Raw genomic sequence first — 12,223 nt, forward strand, 5'->3', positions numbered from 1 at the left:
GCGCCAGTAACTGGAGCCGAAGAGCAGCAAAGCACTGAGCTATCGGGTACGCAAGTGGCGATGGATACTCCTAACCAGTTTGATACATCGGTAGCACCAAATGGTGGTGGAGAAATGAACTCAACTACGGGCGAGGGTGAACAACACTTGGCGTCAACGAGCTTTGAAGCGCCAGTAACTGGAGCCGAAGAGCAGCAAAGCACTGAGCTATCGGGTACGCAAGTAGCGATGGATACTCCTAACCAGTTTGACACATCGGTAGCACCTAACGATGGTGCAGAACATGACTCTATGATGCGAGAAAGTGGTACTCAACTAGCATCAACAGGATTTGACGCTCCAAACGATGGACATATGGACCCGAGTACGTCTGACGCAAACTTAGGAGACAACTCTAATAAGTTGGATATTGCGACAGCTTTAACTACTGGCGACAAGACAAATCTTGAAATGGACGCCGATGAAATTATCAATGGCGACAAGCTTGATACTGTAGTTGGCTTTGGAGGTTCAGTAGGAGAAATCGATGGTGACGTGAATTATGATCAAGACACAAAACTAACATAATGCCCATATTGATGACGTTTAATCGATATTTCTAATAACTAAACCCTATTGGTGTATACAAACTCCAATAGGGTTTTTTTTAGGTTTCCGAATGAAGATATATACCACAATCGCATTGATGATCATGTCGTTCGTTTCTGAAGCATATGAGGTTTCAGGGAGAAGTTTATTAATCATGGATGCGCAAACTACGGTTGGCTTAGAAGCTTTAGGTGTGGAAGCCGCTAAAGTTGATGCATTGGAACGAGTTGAGCAAACCATTTCCAAGGGAGACAAATATGGACTTGTGTATTCCTACCAGCCATCCATTCAGAAACTTATTGTCTTAGCTCAGGATAAAGTTGAATGCGATGTTGGCATTTGCTTAGAAACAACCATTAAATTGATAGTCGATAAACAAATTGCTAAGGCTATCACTCAAAGCCTTCATAACAGTGCTAGTGGCATGTCGCAACTTGAGTCAAAGCCCAAAGATGTACTAAGTGCGCAGCTAAACCAATTTACATTGATAGAGTCACGCCACTCTCGGTTACCAATTGAGTTCCGCGCAGAAGACGGAATCTATTCTCAGTGGTTAAGGCTCAGAGCAAAGGAACAAAAGGAGCTTGTTAAACGTATCAAGGTATCTACGATATTTAAGGATACGGGGTTCGTTCCACAAGAAGTTAAGCTGAATAAGGTGCCTGTGTTTGACTCAATAGGTGAGCCATCAACGTCTCAGTACATTGCCTATTCGTTTGTCCTACCTGGTTCTGAGAAGATGAATGATCTGGTAAAAGCCGTTCCATCTTTAATCTCTGATACTCGGTATGTGACTATGAAGATGAGTGTCCCAGAGCTGTCCATAGAGCAGGTCGAATTTAGGGCTAAGTACCATTGCATGTTATTCGCATCGGCAGATGATTACTTATCACATCAATCGCTGACAACAGCTCAGTTGTTTCACCGAGAGCCAGAAGTAGCAATCAACGTGTCAGGAAAGATAGTCCATATAGGTCGTGGGTACTATTACGAAAAAGGTTCCGAATCTGATTCAGTATTCAAGCGTTCAGGGATACCAACCTATTGTGAATTGCTTAATGGAGAATTGGTGTTTCCTAAAGATACAAAACAGGCAACTTTATTGGGGTCCCATGTGACGGTGTTTAGTACTGTTCGTATCCGGGAGGTAGCCACGGATTTCCATGGGGATGAAACGAATATTGATGATTGGCTTCTCGTTGATTCCAACTTTGATAGAGCATGGATAGAGTCACGTTATACAGATGAGATTAATACGATCCGACAAGGATGCATTGATGCGGTGTGTTCTTCACAGGTTATAACCCCTAAACAATTCATGTTGATGCTTAATGGCGAACCCCATGTTGCCTTCTCTAAAGTCGCAGCCGGAATGAGATACCCATTCAGAATTGAGCGCTATCAACCAACGTACCCTCTTGTTGTTCCATACGTGGGCTTACAGACCGCAGGGTATGGTACTGCTTTGAGTTCGTTAACAGTGGAGGAGTGATGTATGGGACGTATGTTTATTTTGTTGTTTCTAATGTCTAGCCTAGTGACTGCAAAGCCATTCGACGCAACTGTAGAGCGCGTAGTTCCGAGCGAGCAAGTAACGCAGGCTCTGTTTCAGCAATTGAAAGATGAAGCTGCGTTTTTAGCTGTCTCTAAAGCGGATCTACGTGGTTATGTAAAGACGAGTCAAAGTTATAACGGAACTTATCTAGAGACATTGAAGGTTCTACTACCTCTAGTAGCCGATGTGGATGTAGTTAGTCAATCAGTGAATAACTGCACTGGTGCTGATTTTAAATGTGTATCACTGACAGTCAATGTGGATATAGACAGAAGAGAGTTCCAGTCTCAGCTTGAAATGATAAAGAATGATGAAGTTTTAAGAAGAAGTCTGGAGCAATATCATAGGGAGCCTGGTCATCCTCTTCGAAAGCGCATTACGATGTTGTCTTCTCAGATCGAGAGTTTGAGTAAACGTGGTGAACAGTCTGATTTGATTAATTCGCTAAAGCTGCAGCTTCATGAGAGCAAGTTGGTGGAACGTGATATTAAGTCAATGCGAATTGTGACTGAAATTGCACGGCATTATTCGGATTTCATTATCTTTACTCAAGTTGAAGGTATCGAGCGCATTTCTAGTAACAGAGTGAAGGTTACATTACGTTCACGAGGTAGCTCATATGGCAATCATGACTTTGATTCTCGTTTAGCTGCGATTATAGATAGTAACGGTTATGCAATGGACATGTACCACCGAGTGGTGCATCAAGGAAATGTTTCTTCTCGCATCAGTCTAGGAAATCACTTTGATGATGGCCACCAGCTAAAAGTGCGACAGCTTTGTATTGAACCGAACTCCTTTGAATTTCATTCACCGGTTCTACAGGCTTTATATGAAAGTGACACGAAACTTACGCTTCCGCTTTATTCACAAAGTAGATTTGTACGAGTTGGTAGCTTCAAGGGTGAACCTGTACCAAAAGAAACAAAAGTGGATAGTTACTCTTACTGTATTTGGGACAAATTCGAATACCAATATTCAGTTGAATTGCCGGATAAAGAAATAGAACACTTTGCGATGTCGGCTAGTAGGTCAGCGGCCAGTCGTCTCACTATTGGCATAGAACCGGAACAATACGCTCAGATGTCGCCTAAGCAATGGCAAGCGTATATGGATATCAATGGCTTACTTGATGCTACCCACCAGAAAAAGCCTCGTAGGGTGTCACAGGGCGCAATGTTGCCAGCCTTTGGCAACGATTCAACGCGATACCGTGAGAATGTGATCATCGGTTGTAATGCGGATACCGGCGACTGTCTAGACCGAGCAATACAACACTTCTAAATACATTCCCCCCAATTTGGGTACGGAACATATTCATTAGTAGCTTTTTTGTTGTATAACTAAAATATGCAACAACAGGAGATTACAATATGTCACGAAGAACTGAGCAACAAAGCCACGATGATTTTTGTAATAGAATGCAGAACAACCGACGCAAAAATTCTGGAGTAAGGAGACGTGGCGTATCTCATCGTCATTCATCCCCTGAAAGAGAAGAAGACAAACTGTTTGGAGGTCTTCCATATGTTCATTGGCTTTCAAATGAGATGGATCGAGACAAAGCCTTTGAAGGTGACGATGATTAATGACTGCTGCGCGTTGCATTCCCTTCAATGTGCTTCACAAGTAGGGAAAATATTATGCTGTTTGAAGCGATCTACATTCAACAGTTTTACTCTAAAGGTTAAAATGGAAACTTAATTATCCAGTCTCAATCTTCATTACCTCGACACCTCTTTACTCCTTCACACCTAATAAACATCCAAATATCTTTCATTATTTAACCATTTTATCGCGTTATTGCTCCATTCTTTCTTTACTACCTTCGGTGTAAATGAATGAAACGGAGATGCGTATGGATTCCGATCTAGTTAATGGATATTTGAAAGAGCATCTATTCCCAAAGATGACCCAAGAAACAATCGATCAAGCCTTTGGTCACTTGGTCCCCAGATTAGGTGCTGGTGAAATGGTCGAGTTGTTATGCCCTTCCTGTGGAAACAAGGGGACCCACTTTTTAGGCACTGGCAGTTTCAACTGTGAGTCTTGTGGATCTACTTCGATTATCGACGCCTATTCAAACGACCACTCAGTAACACCACATCGCGCCATTATAGAATTATGTCGCCTAGCCGGTTTGAATATACCTGCTGACATTTACCGTGAACTCACACCTGAAGATATCAAATTCACGGATATCGTTATGGACATCGCGAGAATGAGAGTCTTGCCAAAAGAAGTGGAAGAGTGGGGGCTTTCAGTGGATGAACGCAATGTGCCTAACCATCTATCCTGTATTCCAGACGCTGAACAATTTATCGAATATGTGAACGCTGTTAACGGTTGGGTTCCCAATGCCGTTATTGATGCCATCACTGAGTTTCAAGGCGAACCCATCTTATTGTTCGTTAACAAAGGTCGCTTAGTGTTCATTAAACTCAATGGATACAGCTCCGCGAGATCACCATTCATCCGGTCTTACACAAAAGGCACTAACAAAACCAAGCGAGTGTTTGTCTCAGATGATCCACTGTTTATAGATATGTGTTGGTCTAAGGGCCTATCTGCATATTTTATCAATCCAAATTTTATGACCCCGAGAGCGATTGAGTTTCTGAGTGATGAATTCAAATCGAAATCGGTGGTTGCAGTGTGGACCAAAACCAAAAGCCAAGATTACGTATTTAGCCGAGATCAAAAAGTACATCGTTACGATTGGTTTAGTCGTAAGGTTCCAGGTTCTTATCAACGTATTGCGGAGTTAATTCAATGACTATTTTTAATGCAAAATATCAAGCGACGGTGCCTGTTTTAAATTTCGTAAGAGGCTGGGTCATTGTCCTTATTGGGTTTATGTTTTACACCTCACTGGTCAGCTCATCCCATAGTTACCACCCACCGGTGCAAGAAGTGATATCTCTTTGCCTACTTGCCGTCTGCCTGTCTTGGACTGAATTTGTAGAAATCAAAGAGGACACGGTTGAAACTTACTATCGCCATTCGCTACTCACCTTCATAAAAACACCAAGGTTCGTATATGAGATCCAAAGCGATTGGTCTTTAGAAGCTAGGCCCAGTTCATTTGGGTATACAATATGGACAGCCAAGAGCGATAACGCTTTAATTCAGATATTTCATACTGGCCATGTGTCTAATTGCTATAGCAAGAACTAAATTTTTCGTAAATTGTTGTATATAGCAAGTATGTTTGACCATTAGAGATTAAATGTATGAATTCGAAATTTGCTTTTTTTTTGGTAGCCTCAATGTCTTTCACTGTCTCTGTGTCAGTTGTCGCGTCTGAATCAGTGCAAGAAGGCGAGGGCAGTTTGAACCAACAATCCCTGAGCCAATTGGTAGAACAGCACGGGGACAAGACTATCGGTGGTTATGAACGGATGAATGAAGATGGCAACATTGAACAGTCTATTTATTCGGTGTCTGTACTCTTGGTCGATGGGGCGGTGAAGGCTGATCTTCAAGATAGTGAGCCAGTTAACTAAACGTTTTTGAAAGCACCCACCAGTTCGGTCATCAGTTACTTTTTCCTTTTCTTGCCTTAGTGGTGGGTTACAGTTTAGTCAGCATACCAAAGTCGTAGGCAAATAAATCTACTGTCGCCAGTGTCAATTTTAGTCTCATAAATAGATTCAATACTGACAATAGAAACTGCTTGTTCAACTAACCAGTTATTCAATCGCTCATGTGCGACATCCACAAGAAGTTAGTTAGCTGACGTTCTCGTGTTCATACCACATCCTAAAACATTAAATTTGATACGTTTTATCATCATTTTCCCTCTACGTTAGCCGTACTAAGACGCGTTGGTAATCAAGTTAGTCATTTGTTCTACTTCATTAGCGGATAGCGTTAATCTTGCGTCACCATGAGCCAATACAAAACGACCACTGACATTGACCAATCCACCTTTGGAACTTCCATTAGGCATCGTGTGTTAATGGTTGAAATTAGTATAATGTTGTTCGAAGTCATTGGAAGACAAGGGCTTTGAAAATAAAAAGCCCTGAAAACTCTCTATACCTGAAGATTGGTATAGTTGTAGTGCTTCTGGTGTCTCTATCCCTTCTAGAGTGGTGTTCAACCCCAGCTGCTTAGACAGGATGACAAAGTTTTCTAGCACTTTAATGCTTATCTCCTGCGATCTTGTATCATTGACTTTAAAGGTAATGAGGCTTCTGTCGAACTTGATTGTGTCGAACTTGATGGTCGTCAACATAGTCATACTATTGTGACCTGCAGTAAAGTCATCCAGAGCTAAATCGGCTCCCGACTGTTTCAGGAGCTCGATATTTCTGAGCATCATGTCATTGGTTTCAATTTTTGTTTGTTCTGTAATCTCTATTTCTATTGATATCCTTTCATTGACCACTGTACTCAAAGCATTGGCAATTTTTTTGATTGAATCAGTACACTGTAGAGTGTCGGCGGCAACATTAAACGATAAAGTGAAATCGTCAGTGATTTTATTTGTTATCAGCCAAACCTTTAATTGTTCGATGGCTTGTACAGCGATTTCGGTGTCTATTTCTGAAATTAAGCCTTCTTTGATCGAGAAGGGGATGAATTCTGCAGGTGGGATAACGCAACCTTGGCATTCCCAACGTGCCAGTGCTTCACAGCCCGTTATCTTTCCACTTGTTTGTGAAACTCTACTTTGAAAATACGGTTTGATGTCACCATTATCTAAAGCAGTGTTAATACGCAGTACTTGGTTATTTCTCTCGCGAATCGTGATTACTTTTTGCATTTGAGTTAGAACGAGTCGATTGCCAAAGATGATCCCAATGATAAACCCACTGCACGCCATAATGACGCTTACTTCTTGAAAGATAGAAAGCTCTACTTTACCTTTTCCAATCAAGAGCCCAGCTAGACAAGCGGTAGCTAGTAAAGGCATACACAGAGATATCGCAAGTACGTTCCTTTCCTTCGCATATTCATTTTGTATTGAGTTAGTCATAGCTACTTATCTCGATTAGGTTCATTTCATGTCCCAATCAATTGAACTCTAATATTAATGATAAGTGTGCAAATAAGGCCCTTAAATTCATACATAGATTGTACAAATATCGGTTTTAAGCCTCTGAGCTCTATTGTAGTGGTCAACTGATATTGGCCACGTTCCTAGAGTTTAACCAGAACAATCGTTCTGATTCATTGGGAGTCAAACCACCGTTGTATTGGTGCGGGCGGAGTTGGCAATAATACCCAATAATGTATCGAGTAATTTCTTGTTGTGCCTCTGCAAAGCTCCGATAACCTACTGTAGGTATCCATTCCGTCTTCAAGCTTCTAAAGAAGCGTTCCATTGGTGCATTATCCCAGCAATTTCCTCGTCGAGATAAGCTTTGCTTGATCTGAAAGCGCCACAGTAATTGCCGATAACTTCGGCTTGTATAATGACTGCCTTGATCACTGTGAAACATGACGCCCTGTGGTTTACCACGAGACTCATAAGCCATGGCAAGAGCCTTACGAGTTAATCGACTATCGGGCGATAATGACATTGCCCAACCAATCGTTTTTCTAGCGAACAGGTCTAAAACTACGGCTAAGTACATCCAACGATAGCCAGTCCAAACATAAGTAACGTCACCAACCCAAACTCTGTTTGGCTCCGTAACTACAAACTGGCGGCCTAAGAGGTTTGGGATCTCAATATGTTCTTGTGATGCTTTACGATACCTGTGTTTTGGCACTTGGCAGCTCACTAGACCAAGGGCTTTCATGAACTTCGTTGCTCTGTAGCGACTCAGGTTAGTTCCCTGACTCGTTATTATGTCAGCAATGGTTCTCGCTCCCGCAGAACCGTTGCTTGCGGCATGTGCCTCGCTAACTAAACTACGGAGCTTTGCTGTTTCGGCATCAATTTCTACTGGACGTTTTCGCCAGTAGTTATAACTGCTTCGATGAACATTGAACACTTCACATAATATTTTCACGCTGTGGCTCTGCTTGAGTTTCTTGATTATCAAGAATTGTTCAGTGAGTCCGACATCAACAGAGCCGTGGCTTTTTTTAATATTTCATTATGCTCTTCAAGGCGAGCTAACTTCTTTTTTAATTCACGTATTTCAATTTGCTCAGGCGTCATCGGCGATGCTTTAGGTGCTTTCCCCTGACGTTCCTCTTTTAGTTGGCGAACCCACTTATCCATCGTGGACTTCCCAACATTCATAGCTTGAGCAGTCTCTGTCACAGAGTGGTTCTGATCTAGAACCAGTTGTGCCGCTTCTAATTTGAATTCAGCGCTAAATAGTCTTCTTGTACGTTTTGTCATAGTGTCACCTGTTAACTTATGAGGTGATGATATCACCTCTAACTAAGTGACCAAATTCAGCGTACCACTACATATAGGGTAGTTAGATATCCACAAAATTTGTTAGTTGCTGGTGGATAAATACACAAAGTTGATTTGAGTGAATAGTTTAAAGTCTGCAGGGTTCAAGCATCGGATGTATAGAATCTTTTGAACGACTCAATAGAGTAGAGCAACTTACTGTAGAAATGAAAAAGTCGCTGTTAGGCGACTTTCACTCTGCCACATTTTCATGTGGATTCGTCAATACGTTGTCATGGCGCATTATATTGCCACAAACTCATCTTAGGTGGGACGAGCTGCATTGTTGTCAAATAGACAATCGATTTTCGCCGCTTGACTGATCCTTCGTCATGAATCTCTGATCCTCACTACTTATAAAGAGTAGGGTTAACGGACAGTTTCAAGTTAGTGATTGTTGAATCAATCTTCTCAGCCCAAGCAAGAATTTGTTGCTTATCGAACTTTAAACGCGTCAGTACCATACTGTTTGGGGCTTCAATAGCTATGCTGCCCCCGTTGACGTTCGCAACACGCAGTTGATGGCCATAGTGGGGAAATTGCTCATGAAACTTCTGATTGATTTCTGCAATGTCTTGGAGCTTGTCTTTGATTGCCGAAAATTTAGTGTCCTGGAACACATCACACAAGCTTGTTGTCGCTCTCATAATTCTCTCCAGTTAGATGAGTACACATATGGTTGTACACCATCTAATAGAAAAATGAGTGTCGAATGAATAGGACCTAATTGTTACCCAATTGAAGGTTTTTGGCCTCAAGTTCTTTGATGATGGTCTGGTTATTCGCTAGTTCTTCTTTTTGACTTTCGTTTTGCTGAGTAAGACGCTTAACATCATCCTCTAGGCGGCTACTGAAGGCACCTTGTCTTTCGATGGTACTAATGTTTTGACTGTTAGACATACGTAGCTCAGTAAACTGATCTGATAGAGAGGTTAGTCGTTCTGATGCAGTACCAAACCTTATCGTTGCTTGCTCTAACTCGCTGGCTAGGCGTGCGTTTTCAGATTTTGTTGTAATGTATTCCGCTTCAACTTCTGCTAGGTCAGTGCTGAATTTGTTTCGACTCTCACGTAATTCTTTGATCAGTTGAATATCGCCCTGAGCCTGAGTTTCGAACCTGATGATTTCTCCGGATTTCTGAGTCACAGTGTCACTTAGTTCGGATATCTTGTTTCGACATTCATTGAGCTGAGTTTCTAAGTTGCCTATTAGTGTCTCTTGGTTTTCGAGTTTGACCTCAGTCTTGGCCACTTGGCTTTGAGCCTTATCAAGATCGATTTTTTGATTATTCAACTTGTCCTGCAAGCCACCAATCTCATCCGTCAGCCGTTGTTCAATACCTTCACAGTTCTTTTGGCTTTGCGCAAGTTCGGTTGTAAGCTTGGTTATCTCTTTGTCTTTCAATGAAATTGTAGTGTTTGATTCTTCAAGCTTAACACCGGCTAACTCCAGCTCACCCTCCGTCTTCAAAAGGAGTTCATTGGCCAGATCTGCTTCATCTTTATACATGAGAACTTCGGCATTGTGCTCTGCATCTTTAGCGGCGCTTAATCGAGTGATTTCAGTTGAAAACAATTCAACAAATTCATCGCTAAAGCCTCGTTCTCTGAAGAGGTCCATTCGTTTGTTCTTAGCTTGAGTGTTCCATTCACGGACATCCACGTTAATCGTGGAGGTAGATTTAACGTCCGGCATCATTGATAAGACATTGCGAACACTGGTTTTCTCGCCTTTAACGAAGAGCGAATCACAAATTTCAAAAACACGTTGGCGTCGTTGTAGTTGATCTGCGGTAAGGTCTTTCTGTGTGCTGATGTCGCTCATTAGATGGTACTCAAGTTCAGATTTCGATGTCATTCATTATAATCGAACATTGGTCGAACGTCCAGAACGAACGAACACCTGTTCGATGTTCGATAATTGTCGTGTGAAGCGAAGCACGGTAAAAATGTACCGTTCATTTACTGGATGCGTTGTTGTTAGAATTTTAGCCCCTCTACCCTCCAATAAAAGTGACACTGTAATTAACTCAGATAAATTGAATGTCAGGATAATCACGCGTAGATTTAAAGCCATAAATTGCACATTTTCTAGATCTCAGATAATTACAATTATATGTGATCTAGAAAAAATGCATGGAATTGGTTAGACTGTAACGAACTACGAAAGCATAAGTTGGAAATGATATGGTCGGCACTGAAATCTCACTTCATACGGACTTTTCCCGTTTAAGGCCAGAACATGTTCACCAGGCGATCATGCTCGCACGAAAGCACGGTACATCGAACGAACAGTACCAAAAAATTCAAGATGCTATTAACCATCTTTTGCGAGAGTTCAATAAACGTGAAGAGCGTTATGCTAAGAACTCACTTTCTCAACTCTATAGCAACTGGTCACGATTTGAGAAATGGTGTCACGAGCATGAACATCACCCATTGCCAGCAGCCGCAGAAACCATCGAATTATTCTTTGAAGATAAGGTCGACGACTTACACCGTAACTCAAATCGATCTTATGCGTGGGCCATTTCAAAAATTCATCGTATCTCGGGTTGTCCGGATCCATTTCTTGATGAAATCGTGCGTGACAAGATGGCCGGTATCTTTCGAAGAAAAGTTGAGGCGGGTGAACGAATTGTACAGGCTTCAGCGTTTCGAGAGAAACACTTAGATAAGATAACCGAATTGTGGCGTCATTCCCCTAGCCTACGGTATCGTCGTGATCTGGCTTTGCTGACTGTTGCTTATGAAACCCTACTTCGTGCGTCGGAAATCGCAAACATCCGTTTTGGTCACTTAGAGTACCCAGGTGACGGAACGGCTTTGCTGACTATCCCTATCACGAAATCTAATCATAGTGGCGAACCAGATACAGTGGTGTTTAGTCCAGAAGCTGTTGATATTATTCATGAATACGTAGAATTAGCAGGGCTTGATGACACAGATGAACAAGCTTTCTTGTTCGTCGGTGTGAGCCGACACAACACGCCATATAGACCAAAGTTAATCGACCCAGCCCACCCTGAAAGCGGCAAAAAACATAAGAAAATGACGTCATGGACTATCGAGCAGATCTTCAATAAAGCATGGGAAGCGCTTAATTTGGGCAAGGTTGGTATTGCCACTTTTACTGGCCACAGTGCAAGAGTTGGCGCGTGTCAGGATTTATTGACCGATGGATACACCATCTTGCAAGTACAGCAAGCTGGACGTTGGTCCACACCGGCTATGGTGATGAGGTACGGTCGCGGAATATTGGCAAAAGATGGTGCAATGGCACAGAAACGCGCATCTAGAGGACGAAAATAACCAGTCTTTTGAAACCCCGCAGCTGACAGCTGCGGGGTTTCATTATCCGCCGAGTCGGTTGAATTTCTCTATATTGATTTTAGCTTGGGGCATTTGCATTTTATGCCTCAAATTGAAACTACTGAAAAAGCTGGCTATATCTCTTTAGTTGTCGTTCGGGTATACAGAAACTGGCTCACACTCATTCCATACGGCTTGATCAGGTTTCGTATAAATCTCCGTTGTTTTTGAATTGCTATGAGCCATCCTCTTTGTGGCACTTAAGCCTTTCTCTTCAATCATTCGTGCCGCTAAGGAACGAATCTCATGGTACGTCGGTCTTTGGTTACTTGGTAAGTGCGATTTGACACCTGTAGGAGAGGAATAAAGTTTCATACTAAGCAGTCAAGTAACCCTGTTTGTACC

General features: G+C 42.1%; 11 protein-coding genes. 7 read left to right on the plus strand and 4 right to left on the minus strand.

Features of this window, described 5'->3' with window-relative positions; all coding sequences use genetic code 11:
- The 6 genes from AB6D58_RS13460 to AB6D58_RS13485 form a co-directional block, all read left to right on the plus strand.
- The coding region (locus AB6D58_RS13460; protein WP_372157523.1) for a hypothetical protein at window positions 1-567 on the plus strand (567 nt) is incomplete at its 5' end.
- Between the two features lie 91 nt (window positions 568-658).
- A complete protein-coding gene (locus AB6D58_RS13465) occupies window positions 659-2,080 on the plus strand; it encodes a hypothetical protein (protein ID WP_372157525.1) in 1,422 nt (473 codons plus the stop codon).
- Window positions 2,081-2,083: 3 nt separating this feature from the next.
- Window positions 2,084-3,427 (plus strand): hypothetical protein, encoded by a 1,344-nt coding sequence (locus tag AB6D58_RS13470; RefSeq protein ID WP_372157527.1) that lies wholly within the window; start codon window positions 2,084-2,086, stop codon window positions 3,425-3,427.
- An 89-nt stretch (window positions 3,428-3,516) separates the two neighbouring features.
- Window positions 3,517-3,732, plus strand: a complete 216-nt coding sequence (locus AB6D58_RS13475) for a hypothetical protein (protein WP_081231368.1) — start codon at window positions 3,517-3,519, stop codon at window positions 3,730-3,732.
- A 269-nt stretch (window positions 3,733-4,001) separates the two neighbouring features.
- Window positions 4,002-4,919, plus strand: coding sequence for a hypothetical protein (locus AB6D58_RS13480; RefSeq protein WP_372157528.1), 918 nt, complete (start codon window positions 4,002-4,004; stop codon window positions 4,917-4,919).
- A 493-nt stretch (window positions 4,920-5,412) separates the two neighbouring features.
- Window positions 5,413-5,649, plus strand: a complete 237-nt coding sequence (locus AB6D58_RS13485; RefSeq protein ID WP_136987187.1) for a hypothetical protein — start codon at window positions 5,413-5,415, stop codon at window positions 5,647-5,649.
- Window positions 5,650-6,101: 452 nt separating this feature from the next.
- On the opposite strand, the gene AB6D58_RS13490 is transcribed toward AB6D58_RS13485, so the two are convergent.
- The 4 genes from AB6D58_RS13490 to AB6D58_RS13505 all read right to left on the minus strand — a co-directional run bounded on the left by AB6D58_RS13490 (window position 6,102) and on the right by AB6D58_RS13505 (window position 10,364).
- Complete coding sequence (locus AB6D58_RS13490) at window positions 6,102-7,127, minus strand: EAL domain-containing protein (RefSeq protein ID WP_372157530.1); 1,026 nt, start codon at window positions 7,125-7,127, stop codon at window positions 6,102-6,104.
- Window positions 7,128-7,269: 142 nt separating this feature from the next.
- A protein-coding gene (locus tag AB6D58_RS13495; RefSeq protein ID WP_372157532.1) for an IS3 family transposase occupies window positions 7,270-8,447 on the minus strand; the annotation gives its coding sequence in 2 pieces (ribosomal slippage) (window positions 7,270-8,189 and window positions 8,189-8,447; 1,179 coding nt in all).
- A 410-nt stretch (window positions 8,448-8,857) separates the two neighbouring features.
- Window positions 8,858-9,154 carry a hypothetical protein gene (locus tag AB6D58_RS13500; RefSeq protein WP_102305834.1) on the minus strand — a complete coding sequence of 99 codons (297 nt, stop codon included), beginning with the start codon at window positions 9,152-9,154 and terminating at the stop codon, window positions 8,858-8,860.
- A 76-nt stretch (window positions 9,155-9,230) separates the two neighbouring features.
- Window positions 9,231-10,364 (minus strand): hypothetical protein, encoded by a 1,134-nt coding sequence (locus AB6D58_RS13505; protein ID WP_136987190.1) that lies wholly within the window; start codon window positions 10,362-10,364, stop codon window positions 9,231-9,233.
- Window positions 10,365-10,693: 329 nt separating this feature from the next.
- On the opposite strand from AB6D58_RS13505, the gene AB6D58_RS13510 reads away from it, so the two are divergent.
- Window positions 10,694-11,818, plus strand: a complete 1,125-nt coding sequence (locus AB6D58_RS13510; RefSeq protein ID WP_102367749.1) for a tyrosine-type recombinase/integrase — start codon at window positions 10,694-10,696, stop codon at window positions 11,816-11,818.
- The last annotated feature ends 405 nt before the right edge of the window (window positions 11,819-12,223 follow it).

Origin of the sequence: Vibrio sp. 10N.239.312.D08, from assembly GCF_041466145.1 — a bacterium.
GTDB lineage: Bacteria > Pseudomonadota > Gammaproteobacteria > Enterobacterales > Vibrionaceae > Vibrio > Vibrio crassostreae_C.

What these genes read in the sequence shown, in the direction of transcription:
- AB6D58_RS13505 (WP_136987190.1), bottom strand. Translation starts at nt 10,364, where the DNA reads ATGACATCGAAATCTGAACTTGAGTACCATCTAATGAGCGACATCAGC.
- AB6D58_RS13485 (WP_136987187.1), top strand. Translation starts at nt 5,413, where the DNA reads ATGTCTTTCACTGTCTCTGTGTCAGTTGTCGCGTCTGAATCAGTGCAA.
- AB6D58_RS13490 (WP_372157530.1), bottom strand. Translation starts at nt 7,127, where the DNA reads ATGACTAACTCAATACAAAATGAATATGCGAAGGAAAGGAACGTACTT.
- AB6D58_RS13465 (WP_372157525.1), top strand. Translation starts at nt 659, where the DNA reads ATGAAGATATATACCACAATCGCATTGATGATCATGTCGTTCGTTTCT.
- AB6D58_RS13475 (WP_081231368.1), top strand. Translation starts at nt 3,517, where the DNA reads ATGTCACGAAGAACTGAGCAACAAAGCCACGATGATTTTTGTAATAGA.
- AB6D58_RS13470 (WP_372157527.1), top strand. Translation starts at nt 2,084, where the DNA reads ATGGGACGTATGTTTATTTTGTTGTTTCTAATGTCTAGCCTAGTGACT.
- AB6D58_RS13480 (WP_372157528.1), top strand. Translation starts at nt 4,002, where the DNA reads ATGGATTCCGATCTAGTTAATGGATATTTGAAAGAGCATCTATTCCCA.
- AB6D58_RS13510 (WP_102367749.1), top strand. Translation starts at nt 10,694, where the DNA reads ATGGTCGGCACTGAAATCTCACTTCATACGGACTTTTCCCGTTTAAGG.
- AB6D58_RS13500 (WP_102305834.1), bottom strand. Translation starts at nt 9,154, where the DNA reads ATGAGAGCGACAACAAGCTTGTGTGATGTGTTCCAGGACACTAAATTT.